This is a genomic window from Reticulibacter mediterranei (assembly GCF_016587455.1).
Window position 1 is genome coordinate 5,272,597 of sequence record NZ_BNJK01000001.1, and the last position, 18,409, is coordinate 5,291,005.

General features: G+C 49.2%; 12 protein-coding genes. 5 read left to right on the top strand and 7 right to left on the bottom strand.

Annotated features, from left to right (window positions below; all coding sequences use genetic code 11):
- Positions 1-334: 334 nt before the first annotated feature.
- A complete protein-coding gene (locus K3T83_RS22690; RefSeq protein WP_220205211.1) occupies positions 335-3,061 on the top strand; it encodes a valine--tRNA ligase in 2,727 nt (908 codons plus the stop codon).
- Between the two features lie 101 nt (positions 3,062-3,162).
- On the opposite strand, the gene K3T83_RS22695 is transcribed toward K3T83_RS22690, so the two are convergent.
- Together K3T83_RS22695 and K3T83_RS22700 are read right to left on the bottom strand one after the other, a co-directional pair.
- Complete coding sequence (locus K3T83_RS22695; RefSeq protein WP_220205212.1) at positions 3,163-4,170, bottom strand: hypothetical protein; 1,008 nt, start codon at positions 4,168-4,170, stop codon at positions 3,163-3,165.
- 234 nt (positions 4,171-4,404) lie between these two features.
- A complete protein-coding gene (locus K3T83_RS22700; protein WP_220205213.1) occupies positions 4,405-4,860 on the bottom strand; it encodes an SRPBCC family protein in 456 nt (151 codons plus the stop codon).
- 769 nt (positions 4,861-5,629) lie between these two features.
- Here K3T83_RS22700 and K3T83_RS22705 point away from each other — a divergent pair.
- Complete coding sequence (locus tag K3T83_RS22705) at positions 5,630-6,154, top strand: RNHCP domain-containing protein (RefSeq protein WP_220205214.1); 525 nt, start codon at positions 5,630-5,632, stop codon at positions 6,152-6,154.
- Between the two features lie 161 nt (positions 6,155-6,315).
- Here the strand turns inward: K3T83_RS22705 and K3T83_RS57270 are convergent, their stop codons facing one another.
- The 3 genes from K3T83_RS57270 to K3T83_RS22720 form a co-directional block, all read right to left on the bottom strand.
- Positions 6,316-8,286 carry an ABC transporter ATP-binding protein gene (locus K3T83_RS57270; protein WP_220205215.1) on the bottom strand — a complete coding sequence of 657 codons (1,971 nt, stop codon included), beginning with the start codon at positions 8,284-8,286 and terminating at the stop codon, positions 6,316-6,318.
- Between the two features lie 171 nt (positions 8,287-8,457).
- On the bottom strand, positions 8,458-9,657 hold the full coding sequence (locus tag K3T83_RS22715; protein WP_220205216.1) for a M20 family metallopeptidase: 1,200 nt from the start codon (positions 9,655-9,657) through the stop codon (positions 8,458-8,460).
- A gap of 323 nt (positions 9,658-9,980) precedes the next feature.
- On the bottom strand, positions 9,981-10,688 hold the full coding sequence (locus K3T83_RS22720; protein ID WP_220205217.1) for an RNA polymerase sigma factor: 708 nt from the start codon (positions 10,686-10,688) through the stop codon (positions 9,981-9,983).
- Positions 10,689-11,357: 669 nt separating this feature from the next.
- Here K3T83_RS22720 and K3T83_RS22725 point away from each other — a divergent pair.
- Both K3T83_RS22725 and K3T83_RS22730 read left to right on the top strand, forming a co-directional pair.
- Positions 11,358-13,445, top strand: coding sequence for a MerR family transcriptional regulator (locus K3T83_RS22725; RefSeq protein WP_220205218.1), 2,088 nt, complete (start codon positions 11,358-11,360; stop codon positions 13,443-13,445).
- 173 nt (positions 13,446-13,618) lie between these two features.
- Positions 13,619-14,314 carry an ATP-binding protein gene (locus K3T83_RS22730; RefSeq protein ID WP_220205219.1) on the top strand — a complete coding sequence of 232 codons (696 nt, stop codon included), beginning with the start codon at positions 13,619-13,621 and terminating at the stop codon, positions 14,312-14,314.
- Positions 14,315-14,420: 106 nt separating this feature from the next.
- On the opposite strand, the gene K3T83_RS22735 is transcribed toward K3T83_RS22730, so the two are convergent.
- Together K3T83_RS22735 and K3T83_RS22740 are read right to left on the bottom strand one after the other, a co-directional pair.
- A complete protein-coding gene (locus K3T83_RS22735; protein ID WP_220205220.1) occupies positions 14,421-14,852 on the bottom strand; it encodes a hypothetical protein in 432 nt (143 codons plus the stop codon).
- Between the two features lie 102 nt (positions 14,853-14,954).
- On the bottom strand, positions 14,955-15,614 hold the full coding sequence (locus K3T83_RS22740) for an RNA polymerase sigma factor (RefSeq protein WP_220205221.1): 660 nt from the start codon (positions 15,612-15,614) through the stop codon (positions 14,955-14,957).
- 443 nt (positions 15,615-16,057) lie between these two features.
- On the opposite strand from K3T83_RS22740, the gene K3T83_RS22745 reads away from it, so the two are divergent.
- Positions 16,058-18,181, top strand: coding sequence for a MerR family transcriptional regulator (locus K3T83_RS22745; RefSeq protein ID WP_220205222.1), 2,124 nt, complete (start codon positions 16,058-16,060; stop codon positions 18,179-18,181).
- The last annotated feature ends 228 nt before the right edge of the window (positions 18,182-18,409 follow it).

The following is an 18,409-nucleotide window of genomic DNA, read 5'->3' on the forward strand; positions in this document are numbered from 1 at the left end:
GCAGGGATCAGGAGGAGTAGGTGCAGGAATCCGCAAGAGAGGGAAGATCACTGGCTGCGAATCTTCCTCGGAGCAAACCGCGCTGAAGGTCGCCTGGGAGCATGAAAAGCACCGTATATGGCAGGGGTCAGGCTTGTTCTGATCCGTAATCCCAACGGGAATTTTCACGGGATAGCCCGTTATCGCTTGCTTGAGGATCAGCGCGTCTATTTCTCATGGACCCGTGATCGAAACAAGGTGGTACCACGAGTGTTCTCCTTTCTCGTCCTTGACGGGAAGGGATTTTTTTATATAAAGACAGATTAATTATGCTGCGTATGGTGCAGGAGGGGATATGATCGAGCAAGACAAACACAATGAAATCGCACAACCTCTATCGGTGGCAGATTTGCCAAAGGCTTACGAACCCGGGTCGGTGGAGGCCAAATGGTATCGCTTCTGGGAAGAGGGCGGATACTTTAAGCCGCGCCCGAATCCAGCGCGCAAGCCATTTGTGATTAGCATGCCGCCGCCTAACGTGACGGGTGCCCTGCATCTGGGCCATGCCATCACTGCCACCGTTGAAGATAGTTTGATTCGCTATCACCGCATGAAGGGCGATGAGACGCTCTGGGTGCCGGGCGAAGATCACGCCGGTATCGCGACACAAACGGTGGTGGAGCGCCTGCTGGCTCGTGAGGGTACGGATCGCCACAAGATCGGGCGTGAGGCATTTATCGAGCGTGTCTGGCAGTGGGTGCATCAATACAAGAGCCGCATTCAGGACCAGCATCGTCGCCTGGGCGCTTCCGCCGATTGGTCGCGCGAACGCTTTACGCTGGATGAGGGACTCTCGAAAGCGGTCCGCGAGGTCTTTGTGCGCCTCTATGAAGAGGGGCTGATCTATCGTGGCGAACGGATCATCAACTGGTGTCCTCGCTGTATGAGCGCAATCTCTGATCTGGAGGTCAACCACGTCGAGACTCCGGGCAAGCTCACCTATGTCCGCTATCCACTGAAGCCTGTTGAGGGCGAGACTGAGACAAAGTATATCAGCGTTGCTACCACGCGTCCTGAGACCATCCTGGGCGATACCGGTGTTGCTGTTAATCCCAAAGATCCGCGCTATAAAGATATTGTGGGACGGCTCGCCATCCTGCCGCTGATCGGACGCGAGATCCCCATCGTTGCGGACGAGGCGGTTGATGCGTCATTTGGTACAGGAGCGGTGAAGGTCACGCCTGCCCATGATCCGACCGACTTTGAGATCGGACTGCGTCACCATTTGCCACAGATTCAGGTGATTGGTTTCGATGCGAAGATGACGCCCGAAGCGGGTGTCTATGCGGGCCAGGATCGCTATGAGGCGCGCAAAAACGTGGTGGCCGACCTGGAAAAGCAAGGGCTGGTCGTTAAGGTCGAGGACTATACGGTGCCGCTGGGTCATTGTCAGCGCTGCGATACGGTCATCGAACCGCTGATCTCCAAGCAGTGGTTTGTGAAGATGATGCCACTGGCAACGCCTGCGCTGGCTGCCGTCAACTATGGCCTGATTAAGATTGTGCCTGAGCGCTTCACTAAGACTTACGTGGAATGGCTGGAGAACATTCACGACTGGACGATCTCGCGCCAGTTGTGGTGGGGGCATCGCATTCCGGTCTGGTACTGCGATACCTGTGGAGAGATGACGGTGAGCCGCGAGGATGTCACAACTTGCTCGCATTGTGGCAGCGAGGCAGTGCATCAGGATGAGGACGTGCTGGATACCTGGTTTAGCTCCTGGCTCTGGCCGTTTAGCACGTTGGGCTGGCCGGAAAAGACCACCGACTTGCAGCGTTACTATCCAACCTCGGTGATGGAGACTGGTTACGATATCATCTTCTTCTGGGTGGCGCGTATGGTGATGTCGGGCATCCACTTTATGGGGACGATCCCGTTCGACACCATCTACCTGCACGGTCTTGTGCGCGACGCCAAAGGCGAGAAGATGAGCAAGTCGAAAAATAACGTGGTTGATCCATTGGAGATCATGGACAAATATGGCACCGATGCGCTGCGCTTCACGCTGGCAACAAGCAGCACGCCCGGCAACGATATGAAACTGATCGAGGAGCGCATCGTCGGCAACCGCAACTTTGCCAACAAGATCTGGAACGCCTCGCGCTTTGTGCTGATGACGACCGCCGAGGTGGGCGGTGGCGTGCCAACGCTGCAAGAGGTGCAGCCGCGCACACTGGCGGATCGCTGGATCTTGAGTCGCCTCAATGGACTGATTCAGAATGTGACGCGTTTGATCGATGATTTCCAGTTGGGCGAGGCCGGTCGTCAGATCAACGACTTCTTCTGGTCTGATTACTGTGACTGGTATGTGGAGATTGCTAAAGTGCAGATGCAGGGCGATGAGGAGGCGCGCAAGAGCACAACTGGTATCCTGCGAGCGGTGCTGGATCAGAGCTTGCGGCTCTTGCATCCCTTCATGCCTTTCGTTACTGAGGAGGTCTGGCAGTATCTCTATCGCACCAGCGAGCCGGATACAAGGCTCTGGCCTGCCTCCGCGCTGATCATCGCTCCCTGGCCGCAAGCCGATATTCGTGAGCAAGATGAGCAGGCAGAGCAGGAGTTCGCGCTGGTGCAGGAGGTTATCACACGCATTCGTGATGCACGCAACCAGATGAATGTGGAGTCGGCCCGGCGCATTCCAGCTCTCCTGGTGGTGGGCGATGCTATCAACATGTTTGAGGAGCAGACCCCGCTGATCGAGTTCCTGGCCCGCACAGAGAAGCCACAACTCTATCACACGCTGGATCAGAAGCCAGAGCAGGCGATGAGCTTGCTTGCTGGCAACGTTGAGATCTATCTGCCGCTGGCCGGGATGCTCGACATCGGGAAAGAGTTGGAGCGCCTTGACAAAGAGATTGCTCAGGCCCAGCAGGAAGTGGGACGCCTACAAGGGAAGCTGGCAAACCAGAACTTTGTGACCAGAGCAAAGCCAGAGGTGGTCGAGAAAGAGCGCGAGAAGCTGGCAGCTCAGGAAGAGCGTGTCGCCAGATTGCAGGCCCGCCGATCCGAACTGGCAGGTTAGACAATAATCTACGTAGGTTGATATCCACATAGATAACACAAAAGACGGGATGTACAGCTCCATTTGTACATCCCGTCTTTTGTGCGCAATTACGAAAAATGCTAGCTTCCCATCTTCGCGAAAACCGAACCCTGTGGGGTGATGTGGTTTTTCGAGTCGATCAGGGGAACTTCTGTACCTGTCACGGAGAACTGCATGGAGGCATAAATATTATTTTGTGCCAACACATTCAGCGCCTTTGTGGTCCAGGTGGTCATGAATTGTGCGTTATCGTGCTTGCCATCGCCATCAACGCTGTGAGCTGGCGTGTAGTTCCATTCGCTGATAATGATGGGCAACGATATATGGATGGTGGCATTCATGATCGAGCGGATTTTAGAGATATGCGTGGTCCAGTTGTCGATGTGCGAGATGCAAACAGAGGCATCCCAGGAAGCATCGCATGTGTATTCGTGCCAGCTAATGAAAGATGGCGTCGGGCGAGCTTTGCTGAGAAAACTTTGGATATAGTCATAATTAGCGTAATAGGTGGACGGCCCGACGAGACGACCGTTCTGCATCAATTTCTGAAGTGCTGGTACATTTTTGTTCCAGGAATTAATATACCAGCTTGCGTCAGAGTTGTTGAGATCCGGCTCGTTGCCGAACTCATAGTAGACAATGCCATTACTAAAGACATTGTTCATTGTGACGATAATTTGCCGATCATCGTTGAGGGCGCTGCTCTGGTGTTCGGGCGTCTCCAGGATGACCAGTGGGACAGCTCCGACGCTTTTGATCAGATTGGCAGCTTTCATATAAGTTGCCTGCGATGTACTCGCCCGCATGGGGATGCGTACGATCTTGATGTGCATCTGTTGCAGAAGCGGCGCAACCGGTGCAGTCAACGCCTGATCATCACTGTCATCTGCGAGATTGAGATTGGTGCCGTAGAGAAGCGGGTTGATAGCTGCCGAACGAGCAGGAGCGGCCCCGGCCGGATGGGTGATGGAGCCAAAGACGGACCAGATAGCTCCTCCTACCAACAGCAGCGGGACTATAAACAGAAATGCCTTTAAAAGATTGTAACGAGATGTTTTTTTATGAGATGGTTTAAATTGAGACTGCATCCACAAACTCCCTTCAAGATAGGTTTATACCCATGTATTATATCAATGAGGATAGTAATGTGTATTTGCGGATACGTTTCTCTAGTACTATAGAGCTATTTTAATGGTCCTCTCATTTTTCTATGATTGATACATTTATATATTTTTATTAATTGCATGATATTATATTCTGTTAAATTATATTAATGTATGTCATGAATAGCTATTCTATGTCATGAAGTTTATGTTCACCTCTTAACGTGCCTCCAGATACCATTTCATCCGTTGCACGATACGCTCGCTCTCCTTGCGTATTGACCTTATCACAAACGGCTGAAATATAGCCAGCAGATCTGTAGTGCGTATCTCGCATGTGCGCAGGACTCGCGTGCCTTCTTCTTTGGGAGTGAGCATATAGCGAATATGCATATCCAGTTCTCCCCGTGCTCCTGGCTGGTTGATAAATGACGACTGATGAAAAGCGAGTCGTGTGTATGGCTTATACTTTGTCACTTCTCCGCGCATGTCATACGTTTTTCCTTTGTCCAGATAGGTTGTGCCGACTTGAACAGGCTGCTCTGAAATTTCAGTTATCTGGCTATAGAGCGAGGAGGGAGGGAGCCAGGCCGCGTAGCCCACAAGATCTGTAAGCAGTTGAAACACGGTTTCAGGAGAACGTTTAATCAGCGCTTCAACACGAAATATGCGCATAGCAATGATCCTTTTCTGTGTGCAAACTTATTGTCCATTAAAAATAGCACATTTGTCCATCTTGACTTCTCGCTTTTGGATCAGTATACTCTCTTATAGTTTTGTTTGAGTGACAGATCCTAGAAAGGTCCGTTTTGATGCAAGCCACCGCATATAGATGCGCGGCAGGTAGCAAATAACTACTCAGGTGATCACTGTGTTGATCTATGTAGAAACGAGTAGTTTTTTCAGGTAGAAATAATCGATATAATCAGTATTATATAGCTTTGCGACGGTCCATGATGCCACATCTTCATGGTTTCTCGTCTATTGCCAGAATGCTTCCATCTGTCTGGCTTATTCATGCTATGTACTTCTGAGCTTTCTTACCTCGTAAATAGCACCTCCGCGCATCCCTCCATCTTTTTCCTTTACTCACCATTACTGGCATCATTTTGCCCATTTTCAGCGTATCGTCATGCCCGAAAATGCTTGCTTATAGTCTTTTTTCGGCGCAATGAGAGCCAGCCCTGATGGGGTGAGTATTCCGCAGTACGAACCGTTTGATTGCAGCTATTGTCTGCTAAAAAACAATGACAACAAGCGCATATGCCGCTAGAAAGAGCAGGAGATTGTATGTGTAATTCTCCCAAACGTTTTGCGTCGGTCCTTGTTTCTTATCCTTCCCGGTCAACACGGCCTGTGAGAGATCAGCAGGCGTCGAATATGCACGAGGCCGGGACTCTTCTATGTGTCAACAGCAGAGTCAAGATAAAAAAGAGGTTCACCGGTGCGAACATCACGCAAGAAGCTCCTGCGTTTGGAGAAGGAAAACAGACAATCCCACGAAGAGTTCGACTATTGTGAAGAAGATAGAGCATATTGTCAGGGACGCCGTTCGGAGGAGCGCCGTAAGCCACGCTACAGCCAGTCGTCCGATGAGGTGTTTAAGTGTCGGCATTGCCATCGTTTTGTCTGTCCGTTGCCCAGTGGAGGTCATCATAGAAACCATTGTCCCTTTTGTCTCTATTCGAGGCACGTCGATGATCGACAATCGGGCGATAGAATGAGTACCTGTGGTGCTTCAATGGAGCCAATCGGATACTTCCAGCGACCAAATGAAGAGTATGTTATCGTTCATCGCTGTTGCGATTGCGACTTTGAGCGCTTTAACCGCGTAGCAGCCGACGACGATTTCGAGTTGGTGTTGTCCTTGCCAGAGCTACCGCCACGCAGCAGCCGCGAGATCAAAGCACAACGCCTGCAAAGTGAAGTTGGCGAGTCAACAGAACTCGATACCGATCAAATCGCTTGATATTGTCCTATAATCGAGGCAGGAGAGGATTATTTATCTTCTCCTGCTTTTTTCTTTTCCATTTCCTTTCTCATAAAATCTTCTGTTGCATCAACTAAAGAAGCCTGGAAAAACATATAGATCTTCCAGGCTTCATCAGCTTTGATTCCTAGCTCATGGATCTACGCTACTCCCTCCTCCTGCGGCAATTGCGAGAACTGTTCGTGATAGAGTTGAGCGTAGAGGCCATTGCGTTCCAGCAGTTCCTGATGGGTGCCGCGTTCGACGATCTCGCCTTTATTGACAACCAGAATGATGTCGGCGGAGAGGATCGTTGAGAGGCGGTGCGCGATAGCCAGGGTCGTGCGACCCTTCATCAATGGTTCCAGAGCAGCCTGGATCATGCGTTCCGCATGTGTATCGAGGGCGCTGGTGGCCTCGTCGAGAATCAGCAGACGCGGATCTTTGAGAATGACACGCGCGATTGCGATGCGCTGCTTCTCGCCACCAGACAGCTTGTAGCCGCGCTCTCCCACGATGGTATCGTACCCATCGTCAAGCTCTACGATGCGGTCGTGAATGGCAGCAGCTTTCGTGGCTGCTATCATCTCCTCTTCGGTGGCGTCTGTACGGGCATAGAGTAAATTCTCGCGGATCGATGCATGAAACAGATACGTTTCCTGCGTTACCATGCCGACCAGTGAGCCGAGGGAGGACAGGGCAACATCTTTCACGTTATGCCCATCGATCTCCACTTCGCCGCTGTCTACATCATAGAGGCGAGGAACGAGATAGGTAATCGTCGTTTTTCCGGCACCACTCGGACCAACCAGCGCGGCCAGTTGTCCCGGCTTAATCGTGAAGGAGATGTCGTTGAGCGTCTGGTGTGCCGGCTCCTCTGGTGTGTGCACAACGGCTAACGGTGAGATAGGATTGGATTGTGCCACCAGCTCTCGCTCTTCTTGCCCTGTTTCTTTGTCGGAGGATGCCTCCTCATCGCGCTTATAGGCAAACATAACGTTCTTGAACGTTACCTCGCCGCGCACCTGTTCCGGTTTGAGTTGGAGAGCGTTCGGTTTATCCTTGATATCGATGGGTAGATCTAGATACTCAAAGATGCGATCGAACAGGGCCAGTGCACCCTGAATTTCTACCTGAATATTGAGCAACTGTCCGACCGGGAAGAAGAGCCTGCTCTGCAACGTGGTAAAGGCGACGATAGTACCAAAGGACATGCCAGCACCGAAGATTGGGACGCGATGGATGATCTGCCAGCCTGCCGCGAGATAAACGATGGCGGGCATGACCGAGAAGAAGGTGCCGATAAACATAAAGAACCAGCGCCCGATCATCTGCTGACGTACCTCTAAATCGGTCAATTTCTGATTTTCTTGCTCGAAGCGATCCTGCGAATACTGCTGGCGACCAAACGTTTTCACCAGCAGAATGCCGCTCACCGATAGCGTTTCCTGCATCATTGCCGTTAGCGATGCCATGCTCTTTTGCGTCTCTTTGCTCGTCGCTCGTCGCACGTTGCCAACTTTATAGGTAATCCACATGAAGAGCGGCAGCAGGCCCAGCGAGATGATTGTGAGCAAGGGACTGAGCAGCACCATTGCGATGATTGTACTGATGGTCGTCGAGAGGTTGGAGACGATGCTGGTCGCGGTATTCGTCACCACGCCCTGTACACCGCCCACATCGTTTGAGAGACGCGATTGAATCTCGCCAGTGCGCGTCGAGGTAAAGAAGCGTAAAGACATGCTTTGCAAATGGTTGTAGAGCCGATTGCGGAAGTCACGCATTACGCTTTGACCGATGCGATTGTTGAGATAGGATTGTCCTACGCCGATGATGCCAGATACAATCGGAGTTACGAACATAATCACGACATAAATGATCAGCAGCGTCACGTTGCCTTTACCGATGGCATCATCAAAGATCCGCTGGATCAACAGAGGATTGATCAGCCCTAGTAAGGTGGTGACGATAATTGCGATCAGGACAAGAATAACCTGTGCTTTATATGGTTTAAATGATAGTATGATGCGTCTGACGGTGCGCGCATCGGTTTTGCGCCCACTTTTTTTCTGTTCTTCAACGTAGTCGGCCATGTTGCTGCCGTGAGAACCACGCATTCCCCGAACTGCCATAAATGCCGCTCCTTAATAATCTATTCTAATTACATAGCTGGCTGTAATAAACGATATTGCAATGGATAAGACAAAGACCATCAATTCGATCTGTTTAATAGCATGGAATTGACGGTAATTGTAACACGATATAACGTTAAGTATACAGGACGGGCAGTGAATCGTCACCGGTCAAGAGGACGGTTCGCGACCTGTAAATTTTGACAGGCTGATGCGCCGGATCAGACCGGTGAGCAAGGAGCCGCGCAACGAGACCGAGGCCAGTTTGAGATATTCGAGCGAGAGATTGTGCATGCCACCACCAACGGGGCCAAGGCTATCGAGCGCCGGGACACCAGCCGCCATCAAAATGTTTGCATCCGAGACGCCGCCTTTGCCTTCGGAAACGATTTGCCAGCCGAACGCCGTGCCTTCGATCTGGGCCATATGGACCAGCTCCATTACCTCGGGCGTGGCGCGATAAGGACGGCGACCGCGCGCGCGCGTCAGTGTTGAGACAGTGTCGGGTACGGTGTTACCTGCCACGATCTGTTCCATAGCGGCGGCGGCACGATTGAGGCTTTCATCGGTATGTGCACGTACAGAGATATGGCAGCGTGCAATGTCGGGCACAATATTGAGTGGTTCGGTGCTGCTGAGCCGGGTGACATTGAAGGTCACGCCTGGAAAAAGGGTGTGAAGATTCTGGATCGCCAGAATCTTGTGGGCCAGTTCGACGACGGCGGAACGTCCCTTGTGCGGCTCAGCTCCTGAGTGAGCCGAGACGCCGCGTACCTCTAGCACATATTTGTCTGCCCCTTTGCGCGCGTGCGTGACGATTTCCGGGTTGCGCGAAGATTCCAGCACCAGTCCGACATCAACCTGCGGAGCGAGATCACGCAGGAGGGGTGCGCTGCCAGGAGAGCCAACCTCTTCATCGTTATTGAAGACGATACACAGTTCGCCATAGTCTTCAAAGCCGCTTTCGATCAGCGCACGCAGGGCATAGAGGCACATCACCACGCCGCATTTCATATCGATAACGCCGGGTCCATAGGCAATGCCATTCTGAACGCTAAAAGGGCGGGTGCGGGTCGCATCCGGTCCATAGACGGTATCGACATGGCCCACCAGCAAGATGCGCGTGTTGCCCTTCCCGGTTCGCCTGGCGACCAGATTAGGACCGAACAGATCGTTTGCAATAAGCGTTACCGTGCAGCCCAGTTCGGTGAGCCACTGTTCCAGGTAGCTCATGATCTGGGTGATGCCGTCGATTTGTCCACTGCCTGAATCGATATTCACGAGTGTTGTTAAACGGTGGAGATATTCTTCCTGGTAGGATTGGAAAAGAGGGAGATACTGTTGAGCGTACGTGGTTGGCTGTTCTGGCATGGTTACATCCTTTGGTAGTTGCGTTGCTGCGTGAAGTTTTCTGGTATTGTACCACAAAAGGAACACGAGGCCTTTTCGCCTTTCACAGTCCACTCGATGAGGAAAAGAGATGTATTGTATCAAGGAGAAGAGAGCAATAGCAGGAAACGCCGTTTAGCGAGGAGAGGAAAAAGGGGGGTGCCAGGTTAAGCCAGCGCGCACCCCGGGTGAAGCGTTATTCATGCAACGATGTTGGACGAGCCAGGAGCAAACCAACAAGGGTTCCTGTAACGAAAGCGAGCAAGATGAGCAAAACGATAGTTGGTATATCCATGAGATGCTCCTTAGTGCAAGTAAGAGGGTGAACGTTGTTTTCGTGCAGGGCACGGTGATCCCGGATAAGCAGCGTGAAAATCAGTGCGCAGGCGGCGGTATCCAAGACTAACCAGGGCGTTGTAGCGGGAACGTTCCAGCTGATTGTGCGGGAGCAAGTGGCGGTACTCTTCCAATTGGATGCCCGCTTTTGCAAATGCAAGTTCAATCGCTGATGGCGTGTCCGTGAAATCGTTGTAGCGTGCCAGATCTGTCAGTAGAGCGCGCCGCTGCTTATTTGGAATGTCCATAATGATGCGTGCAGCATCAGTAAGGATGGATTGTATGCCGATGGCTTCGAGCGTTTTTGCCAGTTCATCATCGATGTTAAAGGCGTACATCTCTACCTCATTGCCTTCCTGTGGCAGACGCGTCAGGCGTTTTTCTTTACGGCGTAAGTCGAGGCAATAGCGCAGTGCAACAGTGTAGCTGAATGCCTCCATGTTCTGAATAGAGAAAACTTCATCAGGAGAGGTGAGAAATTTTTTGTGGAGACGCACGACGGTTTCTTGAACGATGTCGTTGATTATGTCATCCTCCTGACCTATCCAGGAAGAGACTTTGTAGCGGTGGACAAAGGTTGTGACTGGCTTGCGGAGCTTATCGTACAAATCCTTCCAGAAGCACTCATTATGAAGAAGAGACTCTGATGTAACATGACAGGTTGTATATTGCATCATGCGTGTGCCTCCTTGTGATGCAGCTTTGCGGCTGCATCGAGATAGCGACCGTGTGTCTTTGGTAACTTTCTGTCCGATCTTCTTCTCTAAATGAAACGTCCTAAAGTTTGGAGGATGTTTGAAAAATCATGTGAATGTGTATAGAAAACTTAAAATTGTTGCAGAAAATCTAAATATATTTGTAGATTAATTTTAAATATAAAGAGAAAAATTGTCAATGGTGCGGAGATGAAAAGAAGATGTCTTTAAAATATTGTAGGAAATGTGTTGGACGTGTAAAATGATTGTAGGATTTCTGTCGGATTTCTCAATTGCGTTTCTGATAATCTGCATATAGAATAAGATTTATGTAGTAGATCTGCAGGTTTGTGTAAAGAAATTCGTAAAAATATGAACGATAATCCTGGCCTGATAGTGAGATACATACAGATATGTCCGTTCATGAGATGGCGTGTGTAAAGGTATGATGGCTTCTCAATCGTGTTTTAAGAACAGTAGTACTTCTATATAAATATATATGCAGATTTCTGTCAGCCATGTATAATGGACTTGAGAGAGAAAGCGCTTACCTATTAAGCAATAGCACTGTTTGCAACATTTCTAAATAGCATTGTAGGAAACCTCATAGCGTCAGTAGATTTTCGCTGAATAGATTTTCAGGGGGTACGCATGGAAGATACGAACCGGCAGAGGGTATTGCGACATCTCCAGGACGAAGAGGTCCAGGCTCGTATTCACAGTACTATTGAGCGAGCGCGAAACGATGCAACGATCACAATAGGGCGAGCGGCAGAACTTTTTGGATTTAAGGAAAGTAAGTTGCGTGAAATGCAAAGCCTCAACTTACTCAATCCTATTCGTAAGGAGAGTGGGCAGCGTCAGTATACGCGAGATGACCTGGATAAGCTCGCCATTATTCGGGAACTGATAGACTCGAAGTATGGATTACAGGAGATCCCTAACGACATTGATATCCTCTGGAGATCGTTGCACTCTGCCAATGTTAGTCGTGGGCAGAGCGAAGATGACAGTGCATTTGCTCCTATTGATGTGCGTATCGAGTCTGAACAAGAGCTGGTGTTCTGGCGCTATTACGCGCCCCAGGCATTGCGTATGTCGTTAATGTTGATTCGAGAGAACTTGCCAAATACGACTGTGGGTTTAGTTTTGCCATTACATCGTCAGGCGAACGAGGTTATACCAACATCTGAAACGATTTCTATGCTGGGGGAGTCGCTTGTTGGCTGGCTCAAGAGCGATGGCTCAACCCATATTCTTTATACCCCTTGTCCATCCTTCCAATTTCCCACCGATTATTTTATCTATCCGCTCGTGAGAATGGGGCAAGAAGAGTGGTCCGAAAGCCCCGAAGATGCCACTTTGATTGTATTAGAGCGGCCCGATAGACGCTTGAGGAAGCTGTCACTGAATGCGCCCTTTGTGAAACTGATCCGGCGCTTGCTCTCCCGGCTCTATCAGGAAGCATCGATCATGAGAGCATGCTTTGGGCCTGGAATGCGCGATGAGCGCGTATCAGCGACCAATATGAGTGAGATCGCAGGCTTTCAAGATGTTATTCTTGAAGGTCTGGCGGATCTTGTTGTCTGGCTAGGAGGCAAGACAGCACATGGAGAAGATCGCTGGCGCTTTTGTACTATATTACTGCCTGATACTCCTATTGAATCCCTCCCTCTCCAGCAACGCCGCCTGAATACTCGTGCTCAGAGTGCAAATGGTCCTTATGTTTTGGGAGCGTCGGATCTGTCACCTGATAAATCAAAAACGAGTGTGAGCATACGAGCCTTCCAGAGTGGACGTGTGATTTACCGCCCCGAAATTTCATTAAAGGAGAGAATGCCTGTATTTGTTGATGTCGAGGGCAATATCAAGTCAAATATTGCGGTTCCTATAGGGGCAGAAAGCGGCCAGCCAGTGGGCGTCTTATATGTTGCCTCCGACGAATTACACGCGTTCCCAAAGGACGATCAGCAGTTTCTCCGAGTTATCGGACGTTTCGTAGAAAACATGTTGAATACCTATAATTCGCGCCTTCAGGTGACGCAAGATTTGAGAAGTTTAATGCGCACTCCTGAAGTTGTGGATATTTTCTTTAACGAATTTCTCTCTGAAAACAGCTTTATGAGCGATCTGGAGTCCTTGCTGTTAAATTTGCATTCTTCATTTGAGGGAATAGCTGAGAAAGTAGATAGCTTTTCGGATGGACAAAAGCCAGCAGAGTCACACGATGTCGTCTCCTTTATCGGACTTGACGTAGACGACCAGGAAGGCATTGCCAGTCGTTATGGCGATCAGATTATGCGCCATCTGAGCAAAGCAATTGGTTTGCGTATTCAAGAATATATTGTATCACTCGTCACCAGATCAGCGAATTGTCAACTATATTACATGTATGCCAATCGTTTTTATCTCATTTTACGTGGAATCTCATTAGAGAAGGCATGCGAAATAGCAGGAAAGCTACAAAGAAGTTTATCTGGCAATATTTCGTTGAAGCGGTCAGAAGTAGCTGATAGCGTCTTGATAATTCCAGATATTACTGTCCATCTAGCTGTTAGTTCTTATAAACGTGAGAAATTACGTCAATTGTTGGAGGAATCTTCTTCAGTTGTTGATATCAGCACAAAGATTAGCCAGCAGTTGGATAGCGTATTAAAGCAAGGGCTGGATGAGGGGGGGAAAGTGATTAAAGCTTATGATAAAGCTCTTCATGCATTTGAAACGTGGGGGAATGTTTGAGTAAGAAGAGAGTGCTTACTCAGTCTGAAATGCCTGATATCAGGCATTTTTATTTTTTGTTGACTTAGGGGGAATTTTAGTATGTTTAGTATCTCAGAACTCAAGGTCGTTATGGGGCAACGTAATGAGAGGACGTTTCTTTGTGATCGATGGCCGGAACGGAGGTGGGGGACATGCTCATAAAAGTATTTGTCATGGGGAGGCCTGGATGTGGAAAGACGACTGCTGTGCGTCATATTCTTGAGATGGTAAAGCAACGAGGGTACGAGACGCGACGTAGTAAAGACTATGATCTTCTCTATAGATGGTTTCTAGAAGACCAGGAACGTCCAGACTCTCATAGGTTTCGCAAGATAGAGTATGAAGGTTTTGATGTACTTGATATCTCTGTCTTTGACGAGGCGTTGAAAGAGTTGGAAAAAGAAGTACGGCAAGAGATTGCCGCCGCAGAAAAACCAGGCATGATTGTTATCGAATTTGCCCGTAATAATTACCGCACTGCTTTGTGCAATTTTACTTCCGAATTTCTCAAAAATGCTTATTTTCTCTTCGTTGACGCTGACTTACACTCTTGTATGTGGCGTATTCATCAACGACTAGCAGATTTTCCGAAGCCGGATTGCCATTTTGTCTCTGACTGGATCATGGAAACATATTATAAAGATGGTCGGGATGATTGGGGTTATATCAGTGATGAATTATGGCATCAATACGGGCTACCTAGAGAGGCGGTCAAGCTCTATTACAATATGGGTACAGTGTCACAACTGCTAGAGTGTACAACGGATTTTGTGAACGGTATTCTGGAAAAAGAGTTCTCTAATATTGACGAGGAAAACATGCTCCCTGACCAGATTCCTTGTCCATAGCAGTCTCTTAGAAAACGCTTATACATCCAATTTTTCCAGTGACTAAGAGCAATTATAGTCACTGGAAAAGCATAAATTTATATATTTACATATAAATGATAATTTATCATAAATGAAGTAAAAAGAGTAAAAACACTCCCGATGCGTAAAGAAAAGCCAGTCCGATTAACCACCTGCTAGTAGAACGTTGATTTTTGTTCCTCGGTTCCTCGTAAAGTTTGCTTTGAATATCCAGCGTTGCTCGGCCTGACTTTTCCATATGTATCAGGTATTTACGTAAAAATTTGTTATGCTCGTAGAAGTGAAGGTACATTACTACAGAAAAACAATAAACCACCAGTCCGCAAACTCGTATAGCCAGGGCAGTTGCTATAGTCATGTTGGTTTGAAAAGAATAAGCTAGGATAGCAAAGCTTACACTCATAAAAAAAGTTGTGATGGTCCACCGCGTTTTCACGAAGTCCTGGTCAGCCAACCAGATTTTTATGTAGGTATCATCGTCAACTACAGGCTGTTGTTGAGGTTGCTCCATTTCCATGCTCTAAATTCTCCTTGAGAAAATTGGGATCTTCAAAGAGTTAGACGCATAATGAGCATACTGCTGAAAATTTTGTAGGATAAGTTTTTAAATGGACAAGAACTACACCTCGATCTCCTTGCGCAGCCTTTTATATGCGATGCAGAGCAGGGCAGCATGGCGGTTGCGCTCACCCTGTTCCTGCGATAGTGGCTGGGAGTAATCGCGCAGGGAGATGCCTTCCTCTGAAAATGCCTGCTCGAGCAGGCCCGGGTGCTCGCCGAAGTCCGCTGTATTCGCGAGGTCGGTCAGGAGTGCAATACGCTGGCGCTGGGGAAACTTGATTACAGTGCGGGCCGCCGCGACGATCACCGCCGAAAGCATCATGCGATCCACCGCAATTTGTGAAGGATCAATTGGGTCATTTGTTGGATCGATTGTTTCGAGCAGAGGCATCTCAAGTGTTGGGCGGACGAGACAGCGCTCTTTTTTGCGCCTATCGCGGAAGTGATTTTGTGCTATCGTTCTACATAATGATTTGAGAGAGGCAATGGAACGAACCTCCCCTCGCTCGGCACGTTGGCTGTAACGGAATGTGCGCAGCAACGCCTCCTGCGTAATATCCTCAGAAATTTCTTTTTGCTGTCCCAGCCAGGACGGAACATCGGCGTAGTAGACCCACATCTCAACCAGAGGAAGGAGCCAACTGTAGAGATCGTGCCACTGTTGTTCGTCATCCAGGGAACATTCTTCTGTGGTTAAGCAAGCCGTTGCCGTTTTCACGAGCGATACCTCCATCAAAAATGCCTGGTAAGCATCATTGTCTGGTCGTGTCTAGATGAGCTTTTCATTCTACGTCGTGAAGTATCCAAAGGTAATGTCAAGAATGTTAGTGTGCAATAAGTAATTTCATGTTTCACTATCATAATAGTACCTGAAAAAGAAGAAATTTGTCAACGGATGGGGTCCAAATTTTTTGAGGATGAGGTACAAATCCTCGTATTTGTAGGGTGATCATCGGAATTTTGTTCGGGAAAAGAGAGTATAATACTAAGGAAAATTAGTGGATGTAAAGAAAGTTGGTAGGAAAATTTATTGTTAAACAGGATAGTCATGAAAGTTAATTTTGTGATGATAGGTAACTATACAAAAAGCTGTTTTATATGTTACTATTAAGCATACGCCCGGTAGAACGAGACAGGTGTACATGTTAGAGGGAATAAAACATGGACGAGCGGAGCAGACAACGGATTCGTGAGCATTTGCAAGACATGGAAGCGCAGGAACGTATTCAGCGCTACATGGAGAAGGGGCGTGCTGAGGCTTCTGTAACCATCAGTCGTGCGGCAGAGCTGTTTCAGTTGAGCGAGAATCGCTTGCGCGACTGGGAAGAATATGGCCTGCTTTCACCTCTACGTCCGACAGGCCCAAAGGGGCGTAGATTATATACGCCTGGAGAACTGGATAAACTGGCTATTATTCGGGAGTTGATCGATGCCGGGTATGCACCCAGCGATATTCCTCCTGATGTTGGCTTGATCTGGCATACCGTGTATGGAGAGAGCGACCATCCATTGCTGCTTGAACGACGTGGGGCGCAAGGGAGCCATGAGAAAAGCCTGTTTCTCTCCATTCCTCCCCGCGTTGATAGGGCGCGCAACGAACTGTTCTGGCGCTATTTCGTCTCTCGTGCATTACGCCTCTCACTTATGCTCATCTGTGAAGATATTCCATATGCGACCGCGGCCCTCATCCTGCCTCTGGAGCCATCGGTTCCAGCGGAGACGATCCAGAGCGTTGAAGAATGTGTAAAGTTGGGAGAATCGCTTATCGGCTGGCTTGATCCGAGCCGCTCCTCGCATACCTTGCTGGTAGCTGCCCCAACTTTCGACTATGCAACCGATTATCGCTTGCTTCCGTTGGCTGTGATGACGGAAGATCACGTGGAAGAGGCTGTATCAGATCATACATTGATCCTCCTGGATCGTCGGTCGCGACGTTTGACCCTTTCACGAGCAATCGTGGACGCTATTCATCAATTGTTGGGACCGATTTATGAAGATGTGCAACGTTCGCGTTCCTGCTTTGGCATTGGTATGCGTGATGTGCTGGAATCAGTTACCGATCTGGAGAATATCGGCAGCGATGAAGATATGGTGCTCAAAGGGTTGGCGGAAGTGATTGTGACGATTGGAGGGAAAACGGAATATGGGGTGCCGCGCTGGAAATTCAGTTGCATCCTGTTACCAAATCATCCCGCCTCGGTTCTCTCTTTGCAACAACGGGCACTCATCGTACGAGCGCAAAGTGCTCTTTCTCCCTATAAAGTAAATGTCACCGCCGTCCACCCGTTGGGATCGGCCATCGGCCCCTGCCTGCGCGCCTTTCAGAGTGGACACATCGTTTCGCAGCCCATCATCTCCGGTGAAGATAGGCCGATGGGTCGCTCCGAAGAGAGCGGCCTGAACCGCAACGATGATGACGAACGCGTCCGCTCGGCAATTGCCGTACCGATAGAGGGGCAGGATGGTATGTCGATTGCGGTACTATATGTCGCGGCATCAGCTCCCCATGCCTTTTCTGATGATGATCAACGCGTCTTGCGTTTGATGGGAAACATGATTGGCGAGTTGTTGGATACGTACAGCGTCCGTCTGCGTCCCAGAGGGAAATTACGAGATCTCATCGCAATGCCGGGTAGTGTGGACCCATTATTTCGCGAGTTCCTGGCTGAAAATGCCTTCGCCTTGCATATCGAAGGCATTCTGTGCGATGTGATGACGGTGAGTGCAGAAGATCAGCCCAGAGATGTTGTCTCGTTTATTGCCATCGATATCGATAACCAGAGCAGCCTGGCCAATAAGTACGGAGATCGGATGGCCAGGGATATTAGCCGGGCGGTGGGGCTGCGCATCCTGGGACAACTGCGCGCTTTTAAGGATGATGGCAAATGCGAGCTTTATCGTGTCAACGCTGACCGCTTCTTTCTAGTTCTCCAGGGAATTCCATTGGAGCAGGCGCGAGCGAAGGCTGAGCTGCTCAGAAAAGTATTGAAGGGATCGTATCAGATAGATCCGCAACGCGTTCCGACTGGACAGCCAACGCTGCCAGAAAATATGGTCACGCTCTCCAATATCACAGTACGTCTGGCTGTTTCATCGTATTTCCATAGCAAATTGCGCGAGATTTTGCAGCGATATTCCACTGAAAACGCTATTGTTGAGGCGAGGCTGCTTTTAATGCGATTTTTGGACGAGGGGTTAGATATTGGAAAGCGAGTGGGTGGTGATGTTGTGGTAAGTTGGGACCCGCATAATCGGGGAATCATTCCTCTGCTATCGACCGAATAGAGCCAGGCCCCTAGGCGATACATTGGTAGGTCTGTCTAAATAGAGGTATAGCCTTTTTCGCCTACGACTGGTTGCTTTCGGCTGTTTTTTACAAAATTTCCGCTATACTAGGTTCTATTAAAGCTAACCACCTTCTTCCCGCGTTATCACCAGGGATGGTACGTCCCTAGTCAATAGATATAAGCAGGATGCGCTCCGTCAGGTGCGAAAGGGGCGCAAGCAAGAAAA

Excerpts from the sequence above, each read along its gene's own strand:
- K3T83_RS57270 (WP_220205215.1), bottom strand. The coding sequence starts at position 8,286 with ATGGCAGTTCGGGGAATGCGTGGTTCTCACGGCAGCAACATGGCCGAC.
- K3T83_RS22700 (WP_220205213.1), bottom strand. The coding sequence starts at position 4,860 with ATGCGCATATTTCGTGTTGAAGCGCTGATTAAACGTTCTCCTGAAACC.
- K3T83_RS22730 (WP_220205219.1), top strand. The coding sequence starts at position 13,619 with ATGCTCATAAAAGTATTTGTCATGGGGAGGCCTGGATGTGGAAAGACG.
- K3T83_RS22690 (WP_220205211.1), top strand. The coding sequence starts at position 335 with ATGATCGAGCAAGACAAACACAATGAAATCGCACAACCTCTATCGGTG.
- K3T83_RS22715 (WP_220205216.1), bottom strand. The coding sequence starts at position 9,657 with ATGCCAGAACAGCCAACCACGTACGCTCAACAGTATCTCCCTCTTTTC.
- K3T83_RS22695 (WP_220205212.1), bottom strand. The coding sequence starts at position 4,170 with ATGCAGTCTCAATTTAAACCATCTCATAAAAAAACATCTCGTTACAAT.
- K3T83_RS22725 (WP_220205218.1), top strand. The coding sequence starts at position 11,358 with ATGGAAGATACGAACCGGCAGAGGGTATTGCGACATCTCCAGGACGAA.
- K3T83_RS22745 (WP_220205222.1), top strand. The coding sequence starts at position 16,058 with ATGGACGAGCGGAGCAGACAACGGATTCGTGAGCATTTGCAAGACATG.
- K3T83_RS22735 (WP_220205220.1), bottom strand. The coding sequence starts at position 14,852 with ATGGAAATGGAGCAACCTCAACAACAGCCTGTAGTTGACGATGATACC.
- K3T83_RS22720 (WP_220205217.1), bottom strand. The coding sequence starts at position 10,688 with ATGATGCAATATACAACCTGTCATGTTACATCAGAGTCTCTTCTTCAT.